Origin of the sequence: uncultured Aquimarina sp., assembly GCF_947500065.1 — a bacterium.
GTDB lineage: Bacteria > Bacteroidota > Bacteroidia > Flavobacteriales > Flavobacteriaceae > Aquimarina.
The window spans coordinates 14,191-34,874 of sequence record NZ_CANMQT010000010.1; the positions used below are offsets into that span (position 1 = coordinate 14,191).

The 20,684-nt window shown below is 33.2% G+C and carries 21 protein-coding genes and 1 riboswitch; of the genes, 13 read left to right on the forward strand and 8 right to left on the reverse strand.

Going from position 1 to position 20,684, the window contains the following annotated elements; translation table 11 throughout:
* Positions 1-360: 360 nt before the first annotated feature.
* Together Q0975_RS22430 and Q0975_RS22435 are read right to left on the reverse strand one after the other, a co-directional pair.
* Complete coding sequence (locus Q0975_RS22430; protein ID WP_299440972.1) at positions 361-1,671, reverse strand: hypothetical protein; 1,311 nt, start codon at positions 1,669-1,671, stop codon at positions 361-363.
* 218 nt (positions 1,672-1,889) lie between these two features.
* Positions 1,890-2,336 carry a heme-binding domain-containing protein gene (locus tag Q0975_RS22435; RefSeq protein WP_299440975.1) on the reverse strand — a complete coding sequence of 149 codons (447 nt, stop codon included), beginning with the start codon at positions 2,334-2,336 and terminating at the stop codon, positions 1,890-1,892.
* Positions 2,337-2,578: 242 nt separating this feature from the next.
* Between Q0975_RS22435 and Q0975_RS22440 the strand changes: the two genes are divergently transcribed.
* Together Q0975_RS22440 and purB are read left to right on the forward strand one after the other, a co-directional pair.
* Positions 2,579-3,133, forward strand: coding sequence for an adenylosuccinate lyase (locus tag Q0975_RS22440; RefSeq protein WP_299440978.1), 555 nt, complete (start codon positions 2,579-2,581; stop codon positions 3,131-3,133).
* 256 nt (positions 3,134-3,389) lie between these two features.
* Positions 3,390-4,733: an adenylosuccinate lyase gene (gene purB / locus Q0975_RS22445; RefSeq protein WP_299440980.1), complete on the forward strand. Its 1,344-nt coding sequence runs from the start codon at positions 3,390-3,392 to the stop codon at positions 4,731-4,733.
* A 384-nt stretch (positions 4,734-5,117) separates the two neighbouring features.
* Here the strand turns inward: purB and Q0975_RS22450 are convergent, their stop codons facing one another.
* From Q0975_RS22450 to Q0975_RS22465, 4 genes are all read right to left on the reverse strand, one after another.
* Positions 5,118-5,660: a DUF4252 domain-containing protein gene (locus Q0975_RS22450; protein WP_299440983.1), complete on the reverse strand. Its 543-nt coding sequence runs from the start codon at positions 5,658-5,660 to the stop codon at positions 5,118-5,120.
* Positions 5,661-5,776: 116 nt separating this feature from the next.
* Positions 5,777-6,307, reverse strand: a complete 531-nt coding sequence (locus tag Q0975_RS22455) for a DUF4252 domain-containing protein (protein ID WP_299440986.1) — start codon at positions 6,305-6,307, stop codon at positions 5,777-5,779.
* 49 nt (positions 6,308-6,356) lie between these two features.
* Positions 6,357-6,839 (reverse strand): hypothetical protein, encoded by a 483-nt coding sequence (locus Q0975_RS22460; RefSeq protein ID WP_299440989.1) that lies wholly within the window; start codon positions 6,837-6,839, stop codon positions 6,357-6,359.
* Complete coding sequence (locus tag Q0975_RS22465; protein ID WP_299440991.1) at positions 6,826-7,335, reverse strand: RNA polymerase sigma factor; 510 nt, start codon at positions 7,333-7,335, stop codon at positions 6,826-6,828. Before Q0975_RS22465 ends, Q0975_RS22460 begins: the two co-directional genes overlap by 14 nt.
* A 137-nt stretch (positions 7,336-7,472) precedes the next feature.
* Between Q0975_RS22465 and Q0975_RS22470 the strand changes: the two genes are divergently transcribed.
* Positions 7,473-8,933: a S41 family peptidase gene (locus tag Q0975_RS22470; RefSeq protein WP_299440993.1), complete on the forward strand. Its 1,461-nt coding sequence runs from the start codon at positions 7,473-7,475 to the stop codon at positions 8,931-8,933.
* An 82-nt stretch (positions 8,934-9,015) separates the two neighbouring features.
* Here Q0975_RS22470 and Q0975_RS22475 read toward each other — a convergent pair whose 3' ends face one another.
* Positions 9,016-10,971 (reverse strand): TonB-dependent receptor, encoded by a 1,956-nt coding sequence (locus Q0975_RS22475; protein ID WP_299440996.1) that lies wholly within the window; start codon positions 10,969-10,971, stop codon positions 9,016-9,018.
* Positions 10,972-11,047: 76 nt separating this feature from the next.
* A riboswitch (cobalamin riboswitch) is annotated at positions 11,048-11,392 on the reverse strand.
* A gap of 83 nt (positions 11,393-11,475) precedes the next feature.
* Between Q0975_RS22475 and Q0975_RS22480 the strand changes: the two genes are divergently transcribed.
* Genes Q0975_RS22480 through cobC form a run of 5 tightly spaced genes read left to right on the forward strand, consistent with a single transcriptional unit; the run spans position 11,476 to position 14,632 of the window.
* Positions 11,476-11,979 carry a bifunctional adenosylcobinamide kinase/adenosylcobinamide-phosphate guanylyltransferase gene (locus tag Q0975_RS22480; protein ID WP_299440998.1) on the forward strand — a complete coding sequence of 168 codons (504 nt, stop codon included), beginning with the start codon at positions 11,476-11,478 and terminating at the stop codon, positions 11,977-11,979.
* Positions 11,980-13,014 (forward strand): nicotinate-nucleotide--dimethylbenzimidazole phosphoribosyltransferase, encoded by a 1,035-nt coding sequence (cobT, locus tag Q0975_RS22485; protein WP_299441001.1) that lies wholly within the window; start codon positions 11,980-11,982, stop codon positions 13,012-13,014. It begins immediately after the preceding gene.
* A 13-nt stretch (positions 13,015-13,027) separates the two neighbouring features.
* Positions 13,028-13,363, forward strand: a complete 336-nt coding sequence (locus Q0975_RS22490; protein WP_299441004.1) for a hypothetical protein — start codon at positions 13,028-13,030, stop codon at positions 13,361-13,363.
* A gap of 4 nt (positions 13,364-13,367) precedes the next feature.
* Positions 13,368-14,132, forward strand: coding sequence for an adenosylcobinamide-GDP ribazoletransferase (locus Q0975_RS22495; protein WP_299441006.1), 765 nt, complete (start codon positions 13,368-13,370; stop codon positions 14,130-14,132).
* Complete coding sequence (cobC, locus tag Q0975_RS22500; RefSeq protein WP_299441009.1) at positions 14,114-14,632, forward strand: alpha-ribazole phosphatase; 519 nt, start codon at positions 14,114-14,116, stop codon at positions 14,630-14,632. The genes Q0975_RS22495 and cobC overlap by 19 nt, the downstream gene beginning before the upstream one ends.
* Here cobC and Q0975_RS22505 read toward each other — a convergent pair.
* The gene (locus tag Q0975_RS22505) at positions 14,629-15,276 is read right to left on the reverse strand and encodes a diphthine--ammonia ligase (protein WP_299441011.1); all 648 of its coding nucleotides are present in this window, start codon (positions 15,274-15,276) and stop codon (positions 14,629-14,631) included. The genes cobC and Q0975_RS22505 overlap by 4 nt on opposite strands.
* Before the next feature lie 87 nt (positions 15,277-15,363).
* Here Q0975_RS22505 and Q0975_RS22510 point away from each other — a divergent pair, with 87 nt between their 5' ends.
* The 5 genes from Q0975_RS22510 to Q0975_RS22530 all read left to right on the forward strand — a co-directional run bounded on the left by Q0975_RS22510 (position 15,364) and on the right by Q0975_RS22530 (position 20,681).
* Positions 15,364-16,503: an ABC transporter substrate-binding protein gene (locus tag Q0975_RS22510; protein WP_299441014.1), complete on the forward strand. Its 1,140-nt coding sequence runs from the start codon at positions 15,364-15,366 to the stop codon at positions 16,501-16,503.
* Positions 16,504-17,535, forward strand: coding sequence for an iron ABC transporter permease (locus Q0975_RS22515; RefSeq protein WP_299441017.1), 1,032 nt, complete (start codon positions 16,504-16,506; stop codon positions 17,533-17,535).
* Positions 17,536-17,753: 218 nt separating this feature from the next.
* Positions 17,754-18,563 (forward strand): ABC transporter ATP-binding protein, encoded by an 810-nt coding sequence (locus Q0975_RS22520; RefSeq protein WP_299441020.1) that lies wholly within the window; start codon positions 17,754-17,756, stop codon positions 18,561-18,563.
* Between the two features lie 137 nt (positions 18,564-18,700).
* The gene (locus Q0975_RS22525) at positions 18,701-19,723 is read left to right on the forward strand and encodes a hypothetical protein (RefSeq protein ID WP_299441023.1); all 1,023 of its coding nucleotides are present in this window, start codon (positions 18,701-18,703) and stop codon (positions 19,721-19,723) included.
* A gap of 160 nt (positions 19,724-19,883) precedes the next feature.
* Complete coding sequence (locus Q0975_RS22530) at positions 19,884-20,681, forward strand: LytTR family DNA-binding domain-containing protein (RefSeq protein ID WP_299441027.1); 798 nt, start codon at positions 19,884-19,886, stop codon at positions 20,679-20,681.
* Positions 20,682-20,684 lie beyond the last annotated feature (3 nt).

The following is a 20,684-nucleotide window of genomic DNA, read 5'->3' on the forward strand; positions in this document are numbered from 1 at the left end:
ATTACTGATTACTGATTACTGAATACTGAATACTGAATACTGAATACTAACTACTGAATACTAACTACTGAATACTAACTACTGAATACTGAATACTGAATACTGAATACTGATTACTGAATACTGATTACTGACTACTGAATACTGAATACTGACTACTGACTACTGAATACTGAATACTGACTACTGACTACTGACTACTGACTACTGACTACTGACTACTGACTACTGACTACTGACTACTGACTACTGACTACTGAATTAAAAAATATAAAAACTTCATGCAACCTACAATAGAATTATATGTCATACACTCTATTGTAAGTAACACGAACAAACTGTAACTAGTAATAGTTATCATCAAGCAAACGAAAAGTTTTCAATCACTTTTAATGATGGGATCGCTGATACCTTAGGATTCCCCAGGTCTTTAGTTAATTGAGTTATAATCTTTTTTCTATATTTTTCCATAGAAATATGCGCATTTTGACTTGCAGAACGATCAGGGTTTTTGCTTCCTGAAAAACCTTTAACTTTTTTGCCAGTTTTTTTATCTATCCAGGAGTATGTATACTTCGTTACACAGGTTGCTCCGCCAAGGCAATCCACAAAAGTATCCGAAAACACTTCTATTTGAGCTTTTCTATTATTAATAGCTTTAGAAAAATAGGTTTCTAAATGTAATCTATATGTCTTAGCATTTGCTCGTAATGTTAATAAGTATCCAGAATCATTCGGGTTCATTTCATCAGGGTCAATCATTGCCATTTCTTGTGTAATCAAGAGGTGTATGGCACTACCAACGGCAAATGTTTTTAATCCTCTAATAGCATATTTCTCTTGTTTCAAAGTTCCGATGACATCGGTATAAAATTTATGAGAGTATGTTTTAAGGTTCGCAAGTAATTCTGCTCTCTTAGCAGTATCAGAAAGGTTTGCTTTCGCTTTCATATTTTTATACTCTACTGCTAAGAATTGTACAGTACCTTCTATAGTTCCTTCTATTTTTGTGATCTCGTTACTCTCGATCTCGTCTCTTACAATTTTTCTAATTTCGGCAAGCATCTTTTCTTTATCATCACCAAACAACTCCTTCATTACCATATTGATAATTATGGCCCCCAATTGACTAGCAATAGCTGCTCCTGCTTTTTTTGCTGCCAATCCTAACATTTTTTTTACCAGCTCTCCTGTTATTGTATAGGATATTGACTTTGCCATGTGCATTTCTGTTTCTACAGGTTGCACGGGTGTTAAATGCTGTATGTCACCACCATCTATCAACACCAAATCAAAAAAATATACTATTTCTGCTTTATTGGTTTTTCTTTTCAAAACAGCAGTATACTTTGGGAAATTTAAGAAAGGAACCGTTAGGTAACTAAAAAAATCTTCTTCGATTTCTTCACCTTCTATAAGTGGAGCTTGCTCAATTAATTCCTGTATTGCACATCTTTTAGAAACATCTACAAGCATTTTTTGCTTCCTGTCTATTGCAAAAAAATCCGCATCCGTGGCAATTTGTGGCAATTGGCCATTGGTATGCTTCATTGCATTGTCTATCATGGTGTTGAGTTCATTTTCCTCAATACGCTGTACTAAGTTTCCGGTAAGCTTTTCTTTGAGATAAGTTCTCGAAACTCCTTTGATGTTTAAAAAAGTAAATTCCATATTGTATAATTTTGATTTTCAATAATACAATTTAGAAAGCACCCAAGTAAGAGTATAAACACTTGATTTTATCGTTGTTTACACAAACTACTTTTACTTTAGGATACTGTGCTGTAATCTACCTGAATGGTTGATGGAAATTACAAAATCTGAAAAAACTCAAAAACTCAAAAACTCAAAAACTCAAAAACTCAAAAACTCAAAAACTCAAAAACTAATCACTTCTTAAACTGAGTTCTCACTTGTTTTGCCCAACTGATTAATTTTTCGGCATTTTCTTCGGATAGATTCCCATGAATCCAGGTATAAGAATCTAGTGGCATCGTTTTATCTTCTACCATTTCGATCAATTCTTCTAGCTTATGATCCTTTTTCTTATCAGAATATGTATCCCAAACAGATGCATCAAAATGTCCTTTCCCATGTTTTATATGGTCTGCTAACCAATATGAAACTGGTGTAATTTCAGCATACCAAGGGTATTGTGTTTGCGCACTATGGCAATCATAACAGTTGGCTCTTAATATTTCTTTTACCTCAGCAGAAGGACTTGTCTGTGCTTCAAAAGATGCTATAGTTTCATAACCAGATTCGTTTTTATCCGGTCTAAAAAATTGTAAAACCACTAAAAGGACTACTAACGAAATTCCAATTTTTTTAATCATTTTGTATCTATTACATTTATAGGGTTCAAAATACCAATTAAAACCCTATTAATTTTGAAACTAAGATCGTAAAAATATTAAAATAGATAACAACCTTAGTTCGATTAATGTTTTAATGAAAATTAGTTATTTATGATTAAACTGTCAGGTCGAGCGGAGTCGAGACCTAATTAGTTAACTAAAAAAAACCTCTCGACTCCGCTCGAGGAGACATTCGAAAAAGTAAAATTATATAAACCAGCATGATCAACCTGGAAGAAGAAATCAGAAACACCAATCATTCTAGAGAAAAGCGAAATCATTTTGCTAATCTGATTCTGCAAAATCCTGAGTTACTCCCTCAATTATTAGAAACTTGTAATAAAGTAGATGATGAAATATCGTGCAAAGCCTCTTGGGGTTTAGAGTTTTTATCTAAAAACAACCTGGAGGCAATACTCCCCTATCTGGATTCATTAATCCCTATTTTACCCAGAGTACATCAAGATCCTGCTGTTAGACCTATTGCAAAAATATGCGAGTACCTAACCCTTGCTTATTATAAGGACAAAAATGCTGCCGTTAGAAAACACCTTACCGCTACACACAGAGAAAAAATAACAGAAGCCTGCTTTGATTGGCTGATTTCAGATCAGAAGGTAGCACCAAAAGCCTATTCAATAACAAGTTTATATCTATTAGGTACAGAATTCGATTGGGTACATCCAGAACTTAAAATTACGTTAGAAAGGAATTATCACGATGGTAGTGCGGCATACAAAGCAAGATCAAGAATGATTTTGAAGAAGATTGAATAGTATTTGAGTCTGTGAGTTATTGAGCCTGTGAGTTATTGGGTAAGTGATTATATGTATCTCTTTAAAACTGTTTCAACAAGTGTCGCTAACATATCCTAAAACTCTCAGTGGGTACTCATAAGCTCTCTCATCTCTCAAAGCGTAGCGTTCTCATATACTCACACACTCAAATACTATTTCATTAAAAAATCACTCTCCGTACCTCGCAATTCGTGATTAAATAAATTATCTTTGCAGCTTTCAAAAAAACAACGTTATGTCATTATCTCCTTTGCAAGCTATTTCACCTATCGATGGTCGTTATGCTTCTAAAACACAATCATTAAGTACTTATTTTAGTGAAGAAGCCCTAATAAAATATCGTGTACTGGTAGAAATAGAATATTTTATTGCTTTATGCGAAATTCCTTTACCGCAATTAAAAGATATTGATACTGCTATTTTTGGGAAACTAAGAGAAATCTACACGCAATTCTCTACAGCAGATGCTCAAGCAATAAAAGATATAGAAAAAGTAACCAACCATGATGTAAAAGCGGTTGAGTATTTTATTAAGGAGAAATTTGATACGCTTGGCTTACAAGCATATAAAGAGTTTATACATTTTGGATTAACTTCTCAGGATATTAATAATACAGCAATCCCGTTAAGTATAAAAGAAGCTATCGGTGATGTATACATACCTCACTATATGGAGCTAAAAGATAAACTAGCATCCTTAGTAGTAGAATGGTCTGAAGTCTCTATGCTAGCTCGTACTCACGGACAACCTGCTTCTCCTACTCGATTAGGAAAAGAGTTTCAGGTTTATGTAACAAGATTAGAGGCGCAGTTTGATTTATTAAATGATATTCCTAGTGCGGCTAAATTTGGCGGTGCCACAGGAAATTTCAATGCTCATAAAGTTGCCTATCCATCAATCGATTGGAAAGATTTCGGAACTCGTTTCGTACAAGAAAAATTAGGATTGCATCATTCTTTCCCAACTACGCAGATAGAACATTATGATCATATGGCAGCTTTGTTTGATGGGTTAAAACGAATTAATACGATTATCCTAGATCTAGATCGTGATGTTTGGACCTACGTGTCTATGGATTATTTTAAACAAAAAATTAAAGAAGGAGAAGTAGGATCCTCTGCTATGCCACATAAAGTAAATCCTATTGATTTTGAAAACAGTGAAGGGAATATTGGTATTGCTAATGCTTTGTTCGAGCACTTATCTGCAAAATTACCAGTAAGCAGATTACAACGTGATCTTACAGATAGTACAGTACTTAGAAATGTGGGGGTTCCTTTTGGACATACTTTAATTGCATTTCAAGCAACACTAAAAGGGTTAAACAAATTATTATTAAATAAAGAAAAGTTTGCTCAGGACCTTGAAAACAACTGGGCTGTAGTAGCAGAAGCTATTCAAACTATTTTGAGAAGAGAAGGATATCCTAATCCTTATGAAGCGTTAAAAGGATTAACTAGAACCAATGCTAAAATCAATCAAAATTCTATTGCCGATTTTATAGAAACACTGGAAGTTTCGGACACCATTAAATCCGAATTAAAAGCTATTACGCCTTCTAATTATACGGGGATTTAGTTGATGGTTGATGAAATGTACTTCACTAATGACTAAACAAAAAAAGCTTCGACTAGTATCAGTCGAAGCTTTTTTGTTTTTCTGTCTTTTCGAGCGGAGTCGAGAAATAATTCACATTTGTTGGAATACATTTCGACTCCGCTCAATGTGACAGTAGCATCTTTTTAGATAACGTACTTGGTATAGCATATATATTAATCTAACGTGAGCTCTATATAAGAAATCACGTCAGTTCGAGTACTTCGACTTTAAGAGAAGTGTGTCGAGAATAATGATTTTCAGGTCAAAAAACCTATTCTCGATACTATTTTTCTCCACTTTGTTCCAAAAAAATCACTCGAATTGACGGTTTTTGATCTTTAATTTGCTTGCATCGAACTCACATTAGTCAATATCGATCTCTCCTAAAATATTTTTAAAAGCATCTATATTCACATCTCCTTTATCAATGGCATTCATTAATTTGGCTACATTTTCGGGTTTCATATCATCTCCTAAAACTCTTATCAATGCTAATCCTTTTTCCTGATTAGAAGCAAACACAATCATCTCATCAATATTATCTTCATCACCCTGAAATTTAAGGACCGCTTTTGTTCCATTAGAACCAAATCTCATTAAGGTTTCATATTTTTCTGAACTTAGAATAGTATTAATAGCTGTTTTTTCTTCATCATATCTGGCTTTGCTTTTATCCTTAAGTGGTAAGGCTAAAAAATTAACTTTTTTTATACTTTCCAGTGCTTCTCTTTCTTCCGCAGAAAGATCAACTTTCTTAGTATCCAAAAGACTTGTTGCTAGATCTACTGCTACAAAATCTGCATCTCCTTGATGATCTACAAAATATTTCTGTAATGAAGTTCCGTTATTACAACTCATTAGTAACATTACACATGTTACTCCTATTAGTTTTATTATATTTTTCATTTTAATTGGTTTTGATCCGCCTTAGACGGACAAGGTTGATTGATTGATGATGATAAGCTTCCTCAGATCATTACATCTGAAGAAGCTTGGGTGTAACTTAAACTAAAAATATAAGCTTAATTTTTCTTTTTTACTTTTTTAAGTTCTTGTCCTCCTGGAACATTAAGGTGATCTGCTATTTTAGACACTTGTCTTAAATCAATATCTCCAGTAATTGTTAAAACCACTGTGTTTGGTCCATCACCGTCATTTCCTTCCATAAACATAAACAGCTCTGTAACAAAATTATCGTTCTTACCTGGCTTAGAATAAAACTTTACATTTTTACCATCACTCTTTACTCGCATTAACTCGTCTAGAGAAGTATTACTTAGGTATTTTTGTACATCAGATTTCATTTTCTGACCGATTTCATTATTTTCCGTAGCAAAAACTTTAATGTTTTTGATGTTCTCTACCAGGTTAATATATTCTTTCACTTCGGGATCACTACTTTCTAGATCCATTTTACTTAACAGCTTAAACATTTTACTAGTTACCACCACAGATGACACATCGTTCATGTCTTCATATTTATCAAAATTACTCTGAGCAACAGATAAGTATGGTACTAATGCTACTAATATTACGATTGCAAACTTTTTCATAATTAATTCATTTTTAAAGATTCTCATATTTGAGAAATAGTATTCGTTTTTATTTTATCAATTTATTTTTGGCATCTTGAAATTCATTTAGATATACCAAATCTTTTTTGGCAGTATCAAACTCATTAAGGTATACCAGATCCTTTTTACCCTCATTCATTAAGCGAGCAACCAAATCAAGGGCTTCTTTGGTTTTCTGTAATGCTATTTCAGGATTATCGTATGTACCATAAACCCCTTCTGGGTCAGCTCCTGGTGGAACATCTTTTATAAACAGCCCCACAATCAAAGCTATTGATGCAGCTACACCTATCCAGGTATACCAGGGTACTCGATTGGTACTTAATTGAACCTCTGACTCAGCGGTTACTTGACTCTCATTAGAAAAAAACTGAAATAGATCTTTGTATCTCTCTAGGTGTGACGGCACGCTTTCTCCGGTAAAATAAACCTTTAATTCTTTCTCTTCAGAAAGGGTCGTTTCTCCTTCAAAATACTTCTCCAGTAATTTTTCTATGTTAGACAACTCCATAATTGTGTTTTTTTAATAATTCTTCTCGTATTGTTTTTCTTCCTCTTGATAATGCTACTCGTACTGCTGTTTCATTCATTTCTAGCATTTCTGCTATTTCCGCATTATTATATTGTTCTATATCTCTTAGCTGGACAATCATTCGCTGTTGTTCTGGCAATCCATCCATGATCTTACCTACCCAATCCAGACTATCTCTTGCTTCTACTTCTCGCTGTAATGAAGGTCGTTCATCTTTATAATTACTATGTACAATCTTCAAATTTCCAGTTTCCTTAGCTTTTAATTTGTCATAGCAATAATTCTTAGTCATTGTCATCGCAAATGCTTCTACATTTTTATACTCAGCCATTTTGGTTTTATTCCTCCATAGCTTTAGTAATACTTCTTGTGTCGCATCTTCTGCTTCTTCATTACTTACCAACAATCGTTTAGCCAACCTATACAGCTTGTCTTTAAAACCATTAGTAAGCGTTATAAATGCTCTTTCTTTCATATTTGTTGGTTGGTTGTTACAAAACTAACTTGTTAGCTTTATATAAGGGAGACGACTATACTAATAATTTGTTACACAATTTTTTGAAATTATAATAAAGTTCCTATTTTTAGGGTTATATAAAACAAAAAAAGTTCATGAAATATTTAAAGCATTTTACCTTACTACTTTTATTTGGTAGTATCCTTACCAGTTGTTTTGATGACAATGATGATGTGCCTAGCGTGGCAAGTACACTAGATATTAATGATTTTATCTGGAAAGGCATGAATGCTTTTTATGTATACAAAGCGGATGTAACGGATCTGGCAAACGATCGTTTTTCTAATAATCAGGAGTATACTGATTTTCTTAATGGCTTTTCTTCACCTGAAGCTATTTTTCAAGGACTAAGAACTCAAGAAACCGTAACAGTAGGTTCAGAACAGATAAAAGTTGATGAATTCAGCTTCCTGGTAGATGATTATGTTGCATTAGAACAAGCTTTTGATGGAATTACTAGAAATAATGGTATGGAATTCGGTTTGGTTCGATATCCTAATGATGCTTCTAATGTATTCGGTTATGTTCGTTACGTACTTCCTGGAACAGATGCTGAAACAAAAGGAATCCAGAGAGGAAATATTTTTAATACTATAGATGGCACACAGATTACAGATCAAAATTTCAGTCAATTGCTAGATCCGGATACCTATACTATTGGTCTTGCTACTTTTGATGGAAATGATGTTACTCCCACTGGATCATCGGTTTCTCTTACCAAAGTACAATACACAGAAAACCCTGTTTTTATTACTAAAACTATTGATGTAGGAGGTAATCCAGTCGGATATATAATGTATAATGGCTTTACTGCTGATTTTGACACACAATTAAATGATGCTTTTGGGCAATTAGCTTCTGCTAATGTAAGTGACCTTATATTAGATCTGAGATATAATGGTGGTGGATCTGTAACTTCTGCTATTGATTTATCCAGCATGATTACAGGACAATTTAATGGACAAGTATTTTCTGTCGAAGAATGGAATGAAGATCGCCAGGAACAGTTTGGCGACACTAATCTTTTTGATAGTCAAATTAGAACCGGTGCTGGTATTAATAGTTTAAACTTAACCAGAGTTTATGTATTAACCACCAGAAGCTCTGCTTCTGCCAGTGAACTAGTGATTAATGGTCTGGATCCTTATATCAATGTAATACAGGTAGGTTCTACAAGTAGAGGAAAATTCCAAGCTTCAGTAACTCTCTATGATTCGGATAATTTTGCTCGTAATGGAGCTAATCCAGGACATACCTATGCTATGCAACCTTTGGTTTTAAGATCATTAAATTCTGCTGGGGTTACCGATTATTTTGGTGGTTTTGTTCCGGAAATTGAAATTTCAGAAGATTTCTCAAATCTTGGAACATTAGGAGATCCTAACGAACCATTATTGAAAGCTGCAATTGATAACATTTTAGGAAATAGAGTTACTTCAAAAAATAATAATATCGAATTAGAAATTTTAGGTGAAAGTAAAATGCGCGCTCCTAATTACCAGAGAATGTATAAGGATACTGATATATCTAATGTAGAAAAATTAATTTTTCAATAAAAAAATATAGCTTATAAAAAAAACTCCCAAACTAATTAGTTTGGGAGTTTTTTTTATGACCTAATGGTATTTGTTGTTGTAATTAGAATTTTAGATTAAATCCTATTCTAGCGTTTCTACCTCTGGTACTAAATCCAAAAACCTCTTGATAGTCTTCATTCGTTATATTATTCATCGCTGCAAAAACAGTCATATTTTTTAAAAGCTGATGGCTGATATAAAAATCTAAAATACCGTAACTATTTAATGTTCTTGGTTCTGATGCAAACGTTGTAAAATCTGTAAAACGTCCTTCTCTTTCGTCATTATATTGATAACTTAATGACACAAAAGATTTAGAAGATATATTATATCCAATACTTGCGTTAAACTTAATTTCTGGAATACCAATTCGAGATAAATTTTCGTCTACTTTGGTATATGTAAAATTACCGCTAACTACCATTTTATCATTCATTAACTTAGAACTAACTTCAAACTCTAATCCACTAGTCGTAAAATCATCTGAGATATTCTGGTATTGAAAAACAAAACTACCGGTATCTACAAAATCTACAAAATTTTCCTGATCACGCGTAAAATACACCGCACTCATTGTTGTTGTTTTATTCAGAGAAAACTCTGCTCCTACTTCTAATGTTGTACTTTCTTCAGGTTCTAAATCTGTATTCCCGAAACTCGGAGAAAATAACTGAAACAATGATGGCGTGATATACGCTGTACTATAAGATGCTAATCCTTTTATATAATTCCCTCCAAAAGTGTAGGTAAAAGATGGATTAATACTATACACCATATGGTTACCATAAGTACTATGAATATTCAACCTTGCTCCGGCATTGATATTTAATCCAAATTTTGAGGCATATACTAAATTGACGTAAGGGTCAATAATATCAAAATCTGCCTGATTATCATTAATTGTTTGCACAAATTCTTCGCCTCTACCAGAAGCACTGAATCCATTATAATCATTATAAGATCCATTGGCGCCAATTACAGTATACAACCAACTACCAAATTTATACTTATTGTATGCATCAAACGTATAGACTCTACTTTCGCTTCTAGAAGGAAAATCAGTAAAAAACTCTCTTTCTAACAACGCATAACTATCTACAAAAGTAAAACTTCCGTTAGGATATTTTGCTTCCCAAAAACTTCCTCCTCTTACTTGTCTACTTGTTCCATTATTATTCCCATCAATCCCGTTTCCGACATCAAACTCATTTTTGTAATCATCTAAATTACCGAAAAAATGAAACTTAAAGTTCTTGTTCCATTGATATCCTAATTTCGCATATACATTAAACTTATTATAGGAATCACTTTCGAATTCCTGTGATGAAGTATCTTCATCTAGTTTTTCTGATTCTGATAATCCATCTGTAAACTGATTGCTAAAACTAGCTAAATAGTTAACTTTTCCGATCGTACCATTTATGGAGGCCGAATTCACGAACTCATTTACATCATAATCCTGATCTTCCTGAGACTGATTTGTTCCTATACTAGAAGAAAATTGTGCAGCGATTGCTTTTTTACTCTCTGACTTAGTCGTTATATTTATAACTCCTGTTGCCGCACCGGAACCATATAACGTACTAGAAGCTCCTTTAAGAATCTCAATAGATTCTATTTGATCTAATGACAACAATCGAAGATCAAACTCCCCAGATATCGTAGAAGGATCATTAACTGTAACACCATCAATTCTAATAACTACTTGACGATTAGAACCTCCTCTGATATTATAATTTAGATTCTTACCAGCTCCACTATTACTACCATTAATTTCAATCCCTGCTACTCTGTTTAAGACAGTGGCAAGAGATTGTCCTTGACTGCGTTCCAGTTCTTCTGAGCTAATTTTAGTAATTACCTTACCACTTTGTTCTCTTTTTAATTTAAACTTAGAATCAGAAAGTACTACCTCCTCTAATTCGTTTACTTTTTCATCTTCAGTTATTTCTTGCGCTGAAACAACCTGAGCTCCTAATACTATTAGTGCAGCTCCCAAAAACATTTTTTTGTTCATTTCCTAAATGACTTAATTATACAATTACCGGAAAAAAGTATGTAGTTTACCCATACCTAAACTTCTATCCCGAAAGTTTGACATAATGAATTTAGGCAGGTCTCCTGGCTCGCGTCTTGTTGTTTACCTTCCCACTTGTACTGAATTTACTTCAGTGTCTTAAGAATTATTTCAAAAGATGCCGAAACAAGTTCGACACAAGCAGTGGTCAAAAGAATTAACAACAAACATCCGCCTAATGCGGACAAAGCTTACAGTTGCGGGAACAGCTCAGGAATATTAATTACGGTGTTAGATTTACGATTTAAGAAATTTAAAAATCATAACTCGTAACACTACAGTCGTACTTCATTTCACCTGATTCCCTTTTAATCCTCAATGCTATGAAAAGCATCTTAGAACCAAAATTCTGCGCGAATGTATCATATTTCTTCGAAAATGCATTCGCTTTACCAAATAAATTAGTTTTACTAGTATCTTTGCGCTCTTTAAAACCTGTTACAAATGTTGTATTACATCACTGGTGGCGAACGATCTGGAAAAAGCAGTTACGCTCAAAATCTTGCTTTAGAACTTACAGATAGTCCTATATACTTAGCTACATCGAGAATTTGGGATGGCGATCATCAAAAACGTATTGATCGACATATTTCTGATCGCGATGATCGGTGGACCTCTGTTGAAGAAGAAAAAGAACTATCCAAAGTTGTTAAAAAAGATACGGTCGTCGTTATCGATTGTGTCACATTATGGCTTACCAATTTTTTTGTTGATACTAAAAATGATATCGAACTTTCTTTAGCTCAAGCAAGAATAGAATTTGATAAACTATTAAAAATTGACACCACTATTATAATTATATCTAATGAGATAGGTATGGGAGTTCATGCTTCTACAGAAGTTGGTAGAAAATTTACTGAATTACAAGGCTGGATGAATCAGTATATCGCAAAACATGCGGATCAGGCAATACTAATGGTATCAGGAATACCAGTAAAAATAAAATAAATGAATTTTGATATTACTCCATTAGACAAATCATTAGAGAATACGATTCAGCATAAAATTAACCTAAAAACCAAACCTCTTGGTTCCTTAGGCACATTAGAGAAAATTGCGTTACAAATAGGGTTAATCCAAAACACTATAAGTCCAATACTACAAAAACCTACTATCCTTGTTTTTGCAGGAGATCACGGTATTGCAGAAAAAGGCGAGGTAAATCCATATCCTCAGATAGTGACGAAACAAATGGTATATAATTTTCTTAATAGCGGAGCTGCTATTAATTCATTATGTACTCAAAATAAAATTAATCTGGAGATTATCGATGCTGGTGTAAATCATGATTTTAAGAATATAAAAGGACTCATTGACGCTAAAGTAGCATATGGTACTAAAAACTATCAATCAGAACCAGCAATGTCTATTGATCAATGTAATACGGCAATTGATAAAGGAGCTAACATTATTCTGGAAACATATCAAAATAGATGTAATGTGGTAGGTTTTGGCGAGATGGGAATTGGAAATTCATCTGCAGCTGCATTGTTAATGGCACATTTTACGAAAATACCGATTACAGAATGTGTTGGTGCAGGAACGGGAGTTCAGGGTGAAGCAATAAAAATAAAGCAAACTATTTTAGAATCCGTTTTTAAGAAACACTTCCCAAATACTGGCATAGAAGCTTTAGCTACTTTCGGTGGTTTCGAAATTGCTATGATTACTGGAGCAATCCTAAAAGCGGCAGAGTTAAAAATGACCATTATAATTGATGGTTTTATCGTAACGGCTGCTTTATTAGCTGCAAATGCCATTAATAAAAACGTATTAGATTATTGCGTTTTTGCACATTCATCAGAAGAACAAGGGCATCAAAAAATGCTCGCCTTTCTTGAAAAAAAACCTTTACTATCTCTTGGTATGCGATTAGGAGAAGGTACCGGTGCAGCAGTTGCTTATCCTATATTAGAATCTGCCGTTGCATTCCTGAATAATATGGCAAGTTTTGAAGAAGCTGAAGTTTCTACAACAGAATAACTAAATATAATACATGAAAAAAGGTGTGCTATCTATACTAATTGCTATTATTGGATTTTATTGTATCTATAGATTCAATGTACAATTATATAATGAAAACTTAGCGATGTTACACCCTGAAACAAATTCTGATGTAGCATCGGGTATATCAGTTTTTAAGAAGACTTTTAAAATCATTGTGGCTAGTATTGGTCTGTTAAGTTTGTATTTTGGAATTATTTCATTTTTAAAGAAAAACAAAATTGGTATGATAGGAATTATTTTGGCTATTCTTTTAATACTTTCTTGTCTCTTTCCTTTTCTAGAATATCTTATAGAAGCTTATCTTCACGACATTAATTTTCAGTAATAAAATGAAAAAAGAGATTCATATATTTTTTACCGCTCTCATGTTTTTCACAAGGATTCCTTGTCCTAAATGGGTAGATCATGATCCACAATACCTGCGTAAAAGCTCGAAATACTTTCCGTTAGTTGGTATTTTGGTTGGCAGTATTGGTGCAGGTGTTTATTACGGATGCTCTTATATTTTTTCTACGGAAATCTCCTTACTGTTTTCTATGTTCGCTACTATTTATGCTACCGGAGCTTTTCACGAAGATGGATTTGCTGATGTTTGTGATGGTTTTGGTGGTGGTTGGACCAAAGAAAAGATTCTTTTAATTATGAAAGACTCTCGATTAGGAACCTATGGTACTATTGGAATTTTACTGTTACTTGCTATCAAATTTTCGGCTTTACGAGAAATTGAAGCTATTTATATTCCCTTAGTAATCATCTCTGGACATAGTCTAAGTAGATTTATAGCAACTACTCTTATTTTTACACATCCCTATGTTCGTGATACGGAAGATAGCAAAGCGAAACCAGCCGCAAAAAGTATGACTGTTTCAATGCTTCTTATTAGTGGTTTCTTTGGGGTTATTCCATTACTAATGTTTCTAAATCCTTGGGTATTTATCACGCTGATACCCATGTATATATCCAAAATGTTTTTAGCTGCGAAATTTAAAAAATGGATAGGAGGTCAAACCGGTGATTGTGCAGGTGCTGTGCAACAACTTAGCGAAGTAGTATTTTATCTTAGTATCTTAGGCTTATGGAAATATATCTGGTAAGACATACCACTCCTAACATTGAAAAAGGAATTTGCTACGGGCAAAGTGACTTGGGTATAACAGATACTTTTGACTCTGAAGTTATAAAAATCCATAACCAAATCCCTGTACATAAAATCTCAAAAATATTCTGTAGCCCTTTACAGCGTTGTAAAATATTAGCCGAAACATTTAATATTCCAATTGTTTATGATAATAGGCTTAAGGAATTGGATTTTGGTGATTGGGAACTAAAAGCATGGAATGATATACATCCTTCAGAACTGAATCCATGGATGGAAGATTTTGTAAATGTGCAAGTTCCTAATGGTGAATCCTATGTAACCCTACAAAAAAGAATATTAGAATTTTACAATTCTTTAGAACACACTGCCGAAGACAGTATAATGATTGTTGCTCATGCGGGTCCCATAAGAGCATTACTGGCATACATCCAACAAATAGAACTTAAAGATTCATTTGATATTAAGATAAACTATGGAGATGTTATGAAAATCTAAGCGATTTCTAACGTTGCGAAGTTATAATTAGAAGATATTTCTTTATCAATTACATTAATCATTAATCTTTCTTTAAAAAGAGGAGCATTTACCACTAAAGTATGATATTCTCCATTTTCACCACAAGCATCCACATCTAATGCTTCTAAATCTTTGATAAGCTCTCTATTGATTGCTCTACCCAAGAAATCTGGTCCTAATATCTTATTACAAGAAACAATAATTGCTTCAATACCATAATCAATCATATCTATCACCAGTTGTTTTCTTGATTGCTGCCATATCGGTAAAATTGCCTGTAGACCAGCTGCATTGGACACTTTTTCTTCCCAATCTCTATGAGACTGAATATCGATATCACCAAAAACTGCGGATTTCAAATCGTACTTATTCGTTAATGATTTCAGATTCTGAATATATAATCGTTCATAATCATTCCATGTACTTTCAAAAAAATGAATTGGTAATTTCATAGATTTTGCCTGAGCTTCTAATATTTCTTTAGGAATTCCATGAGAACGAGACCGATCACCATATTCATTTAACACGTTTAATAAAACAGAGGGCTTATACCCTTTATCCAAAGCGATATGCATTGCATAACAACTATCTTTTCCTCCACTCCAGGAACACAAAAATGACATATAATTATATTTACTGAAACAAATTAACGATAAATCATAGTAGGTTTTCAAAAAATATATCGAAGTTTGAAAAATATTCAAAATCACATGAAGAATTTTTGTTTTCTATTATTAATACTTATTTCTTTTCAATCGTGCAAACAAGAGCAAAAAGTGACTACTCCTGTTATTGTTCAGGAACTGGTGGATCAAAAAGTAGAATATGCTACAGGATTTACCATCCAAAATAATGGCACCTATAAAGAAATAAAAATTACCTCTCCTTGGCCCGATGCTAAAAGTACTTTTACATATATCTTGTATTCAAAAGGAACAGAAAGACCAGCTATTAGCGGTAAAGCTTCTTATATAGAAATTCCAGTAGATAAGACCGTCGTTACTTCTACTACTGATATTCCAATGCTAGAGTATTTGGGATTAGAAAATAAGCTAATCGGCTTTCCTCATAGTGATTATATTTCTTCAGAAAAAACTCGAGCTTTAATTGATAACGGAACCATTATAGAATTAGGTAATAATGGTCATTTAAATACAGAACTTACTTTAGAACTAGGTCCTGAACTTATTATCGGATATTCCGCAACTGGAGATACCAAAACATACGACCTTCTGGAGAAAACCGGAATTCCTGTAGTAATGAATGGTTCTTGGATGGAACAACATCCCTTAGGAAGAGCAGAATGGATAAAGTTTGTAGCCGCTTTTTACAATAAGGAATCAGAAGCCGATAGTATATTCAAAAAAATTGAGAAAGATTATAATGATGCGAGTGTATTAGCCAATAATGCTACCAAAACTCCTACCGTTTTATCTGGTAATATGTTTAAAGATGTATGGCATGTACCTGGCGGTGATAGTTATGTCGCTAAATTTTTAAAAGATGCCAATACTAATTACCTATGGGCAGAAACTCCAAAAACTGGAAGTATCGGATTGAATTTTGAAAGTGTATTAGAAAAAGGTCAAAATGCCGAATTATGGATAGGTTCCGGATCTTCTAAATCACTAGAAGAACTAAAGAAGAAAAACAATCGATATACTTTTTTTGAAGCATTTAAAAATAAAAGCGTATATTCTTCAACATTAAAAACTGGTGCCAAAGGCGGATTGATATATTATGAATTAGGTCCTATGCGTCCGGATTTGATTCTTAAAGATATCATCCAAATAGCACATCCCGAACTATTAACAGATTACGAACCTTATTTTTTCGAAAAACTGAACTAGTTGACCCCAAACAAATCATATAAGAGTGTATTCATCGTCATTATTGTAATACTGCTGCTATGCTTTATTACAAACATTAGTCTTGGCTCTGTACTTATCCCTTGGATAGATACCTTAAAAAGTTTAGTTGGTGCAACTGTCGAAAAAGAATCCTGGAAACATATTATTATTGATTATAGGTTACCTAAAGCCATCACTGCAATAATTGTAGGAAGTGGATTGGGTGTATCAGGATTATTAATGCAAACATTATTCAGAAATCCACTGGCAGGACCTTTTGTTTTAGGAATTAGTTCTGGAGCAAGTCTTGGAGTAGCTATATTGATATTAGGAAGCGCTTTTATTGGTGGTTCTGCAGCACTATTTTTAGTATCCAATTGGGGACTCGTTATCGCAGCCAGTCTTGGGAGTGTCTTAGTACTCTTTATGGTGATGTTAGTATCTATTAAGGTACGCGACACTATGGCCATCTTAATTATTGGATTAATGTTTGGTAGTATAACTGCTGCCATCGTAAGTGTACTCTCTTATTTTGCACCTGCAGAACAATTACAACGATACATCTTTTGGGGATTTGGTAGTTTAGGAAATTTGTCCTGGATGGATTTATTAATTTTTTCTACCATTGCTTTACTCGGAATGGTATTAGCTATTTTCGCAATAAAACCTTTAAACACATTGTTATTAGGAGAGAATTATGCACGTAGTTTAGGATTGAATATCAAAAAAAGTCGTTTCTTGATTATTATAGCCACCGGTTTATTAGCAGGAAGTATTACTGCCTTTGCTGGACCAATTGCCTTTATAGGGTTAGCAGTACCGCATCTAACTAGACAATTATTTCATACATCAGATCATAAAACATTGATTCCGGCAGTAATATTATTCGGGAGTATTATCATGTTAGTTTGTGATACCATTTCCCAATTACCGGGCACAGAATATACATTACCTATTAATGCTATTACTTCATTGGTTGGAGCGCCAGTTGTAATCTGGCTATTGGTAAGAAAAAGAAAAATGCTGTTTTAATTTAGTACTGAGTAGTTGTTGGTAAAGAGTATTAAGTAATTAGGAATGAGTATGAAGTTTTGGGTTACGTCTTACAATGAATAGATTTAGATTTTTTAGCATTGATTAAAAACTAAATCCAACAATGAGAAATAGGGAGTTAAATTTAATTAATAATAATGAAAGAATAATAAAAATAAGAATACCAAAATACTTTGTACTAAGTACTAAATATCACTATGGAAATAGAGTCAACAGATACTGAAAATCAAAACATCGTTCTAAGAACGGAAGATCTCTCTATCGGTTACCAGCATAAAAATAATTTAGAGGTAGTTGCTGCAGATATCAATCTAAAGTTATATGAAGGGGAACTTGTGGGATTGGTAGGAGCTAATGGTATCGGTAAATCTACTTTACTCCGTACCTTATCTAAAGTACAACCGGCGCTTCGAGGAGATGTGTTTTTATCTGACAAAGAAATAAGAACCTATAAATCTTCTGAATTAGCTTCTCAGTTAAGTATCGTTCTTACGGAACAAATTGCTTCTAAAAATCTTACTGTACAAGAACTAGTTGCTCTAGGAAGGCAACCTTATACCAATTGGGTTGGTAAACTACTGGAAGAGGATATTGAAAAAGTACGAAAGGCTATAGAAGTTACCCATATTACAGAATTAGTAGAAAAAAAGTGTTTTGAATTAAGTGATGGACAACTACAAAAAGTACTTATCGCACGAGCTATTGCTCAAGACACTCCATTTATTATGCTTGATGAACCTACTACACATCTAGATGTGTACCATAAAGCTTATATTTTTAAACTCTTAAAACGTTTAGCTTTCGAAACTCAAAAAACAATTTTATTCTCTACTCATGAAATTGATTTTGCAATACAATTATGTGATAAAATGATTGTCATGAACACAGAAGGTTTTGAATTTGGTCGCCCTAAAGAATTAATACAATGTCGGGCATTTTCCTCGTTATTTCCTGAAGACCTTATTTTGTTTGATCCGAAAACAGGCAGTTATAAAGTTAGAAACTAACCCTTTTACTTTAGGCACAAGCACGTTCATCGAATAAATTTTCCTTTTATAGAAAAAACGTATAAGTTTTGAGTACATAACATCATTGTTTTGCTTTTAAAAATTCTACCTTCGCAGCTTAACAAAACCTATAAATGATGAACAAATTTTTAAAACTCAAATCGATTTTAATAGTATTTACACTAGGATTACTTTTTACTGGTTGTAGTGCTGATGACAACACTGATTTAATTATTACCGATCCTAATGCAGAGTTTGATGCGGACTTACTTGTAACAGAAGCAGGAACTGGAGACAGAAGAAACGTTACTGTTAATGCTTCTGATGTTTCTGGTAGCACTTTTAAAGCGAAGGTTGCATTTTCTGCTAATTCTGCAAATATGAGAAGATTATACATTACTCAGAATATTTCTGCTTTTGGAGAAGAACCTTTTGTTTTTACTTCACAAGAAGTAGACGAAAAACCAGACGGATCACTAGATCTTGTTGGAGATGACAAAGACACCTTCGAATTTCAATTAGATTTGCCTAAACCAACTATGACAGATGGTACTGTAGTATACAAACTATGGGCAACTACTGGAAGAGGTGATTTTAGAGATGTAAACAAGCGTAATGCACTTGGTGATAACGTTGTTGGAATTATCACAGTACGATATGGAACTGGAGTAAATGATGGTAGTGGTATCAAAGCCTTTTCTCAAACTATTTTAGCAGCTCCATTAGCTGATGGATCTTCTAATACATTTATATCTTTATACAATAATGAAGTATATAAAATTAGTGAAGGTGAAGAAACTGCTGCTCTTTGGGATTTCGGATATTATTACGGAGCAACTCAAAATGCATCTTTAGCCTCTACCGCTAACTATCCAACAAACATTATTGACGTTCCGACTATTTCTTCTTTAACTACTGCAGAATTAAATAATTTTTATATTGCTGCCTCAACTATAGATTTTGACGCCGTAGCAGTTGCATCTGACTTAGATGGAATTACTGCACCAACTTCAGAGAGAGTTACTGGTCTTTCTGTAAACGATGTTTTAGAATTTGCTGACCAATACGGAAACAAAGGAGTGATTAAAATAACAGAAATTTCTGGAACAGATGGAACTGGTGACTTTATCAGATTTGATGTAAAAGTTCAAGTTCAATAAGTTATTGAAATAATTATTAATATTACTAAAGTGCTATTCAGAAATGAGTAGCACTTTTTTTTATACTATTCTAATTTCACAAACTTCAAAAAATAAAATAAGTAAAATTGATCTTTTGCTGTGCTTTATTTACTTTAGATTATTGTAATCATATTGCCTAATGGACATTAAATTTCCTTTTGACCCATCGATAAAACATCATCTACTGATTGCTTTAGGATTAGCTATTTGGATATTCGTCTTTTTATATTTTACAGAACCATTAGATGTTCATGAATTTAATCAAACAGAAAAACTGATATACTTACCGTTTTATGGGTTGGTAGGATCCATTTGTTACATATTTATAATACCTGTTCAAAACATATTATTTAAGCGAAATAAAAATCAATGGTCTTTGATCCATGAAATAGCTTTTCTGTCTTCTTTTATTATTTTCGGATTGCTTCTTAGTAGAAGTTTCTACCTCTACATTGTGATGCAAGGAGAACCTAATCCTTATACATTATGGTATCATATAAAAAGTATTTATTTACCCGCAGTAATTACTATTTTACCTATTGTCATGATTGGAAGATGGTCTTTTGGGAAATACAAAGACAAAAAACTTGAAGACATCAAAATAGAAATTAATGGAACTGGAAATTATGAAAACTTAAGACTCTTTTTTAATGATCTTCTATGCATTCAGTCTTCCGATAATTATATTGAGATTTCATACTTAGAAAACAAACTACTCAAAAAACAATTGATCAGAAATAAGCTCTCCACTATTGCAATTGATTTTCCAAAATTATTACAAACACATCGTTCTTTTTTAATAAATCCTTACCATTTTAAACAATGGAAAACTGAAAAAGGTAAAATTATCCTTCTTTTAGAACACAACATCGAAGTACCGGTCTCTAAAACATTTCAATTGCAGGTAGAAGAACGTTTTAATTCCGCCACAAAATAAGTG

What these genes read in the sequence shown, in the direction of transcription:
- Q0975_RS22510 (WP_299441014.1), top strand. Translation starts at nt 15,364, where the DNA reads ATGAAGAATTTTTGTTTTCTATTATTAATACTTATTTCTTTTCAATCG.
- Q0975_RS22470 (WP_299440993.1), top strand. Translation starts at nt 7,473, where the DNA reads ATGAAATATTTAAAGCATTTTACCTTACTACTTTTATTTGGTAGTATC.
- Q0975_RS22505 (WP_299441011.1), bottom strand. Translation starts at nt 15,276, where the DNA reads ATGTCATTTTTGTGTTCCTGGAGTGGAGGAAAAGATAGTTGTTATGCA.
- Q0975_RS22460 (WP_299440989.1), bottom strand. Translation starts at nt 6,839, where the DNA reads ATGGAGTTGTCTAACATAGAAAAATTACTGGAGAAGTATTTTGAAGGA.
- Q0975_RS22520 (WP_299441020.1), top strand. Translation starts at nt 17,754, where the DNA reads ATGGAAATAGAGTCAACAGATACTGAAAATCAAAACATCGTTCTAAGA.
- Q0975_RS22525 (WP_299441023.1), top strand. Translation starts at nt 18,701, where the DNA reads ATGAACAAATTTTTAAAACTCAAATCGATTTTAATAGTATTTACACTA.
- Q0975_RS22465 (WP_299440991.1), bottom strand. Translation starts at nt 7,335, where the DNA reads ATGAAAGAAAGAGCATTTATAACGCTTACTAATGGTTTTAAAGACAAG.
- Q0975_RS22435 (WP_299440975.1), bottom strand. Translation starts at nt 2,336, where the DNA reads ATGATTAAAAAAATTGGAATTTCGTTAGTAGTCCTTTTAGTGGTTTTA.
- Q0975_RS22455 (WP_299440986.1), bottom strand. Translation starts at nt 6,307, where the DNA reads ATGAAAAAGTTTGCAATCGTAATATTAGTAGCATTAGTACCATACTTA.
- Q0975_RS22530 (WP_299441027.1), top strand. Translation starts at nt 19,884, where the DNA reads ATGGACATTAAATTTCCTTTTGACCCATCGATAAAACATCATCTACTG.
- Q0975_RS22440 (WP_299440978.1), top strand. Translation starts at nt 2,579, where the DNA reads ATGATCAACCTGGAAGAAGAAATCAGAAACACCAATCATTCTAGAGAA.
- Q0975_RS22450 (WP_299440983.1), bottom strand. Translation starts at nt 5,660, where the DNA reads ATGAAAAATATAATAAAACTAATAGGAGTAACATGTGTAATGTTACTA.
- Q0975_RS22480 (WP_299440998.1), top strand. Translation starts at nt 11,476, where the DNA reads ATGTTGTATTACATCACTGGTGGCGAACGATCTGGAAAAAGCAGTTAC.
- Q0975_RS22495 (WP_299441006.1), top strand. Translation starts at nt 13,368, where the DNA reads ATGAAAAAAGAGATTCATATATTTTTTACCGCTCTCATGTTTTTCACA.
- Q0975_RS22490 (WP_299441004.1), top strand. Translation starts at nt 13,028, where the DNA reads ATGAAAAAAGGTGTGCTATCTATACTAATTGCTATTATTGGATTTTAT.
- cobC (WP_299441009.1), top strand. Translation starts at nt 14,114, where the DNA reads ATGGAAATATATCTGGTAAGACATACCACTCCTAACATTGAAAAAGGA.
- Q0975_RS22430 (WP_299440972.1), bottom strand. Translation starts at nt 1,671, where the DNA reads ATGGAATTTACTTTTTTAAACATCAAAGGAGTTTCGAGAACTTATCTC.
- purB (WP_299440980.1), top strand. Translation starts at nt 3,390, where the DNA reads ATGTCATTATCTCCTTTGCAAGCTATTTCACCTATCGATGGTCGTTAT.
- Q0975_RS22475 (WP_299440996.1), bottom strand. Translation starts at nt 10,971, where the DNA reads ATGAACAAAAAAATGTTTTTGGGAGCTGCACTAATAGTATTAGGAGCT.
- cobT (WP_299441001.1), top strand. Translation starts at nt 11,980, where the DNA reads ATGAATTTTGATATTACTCCATTAGACAAATCATTAGAGAATACGATT.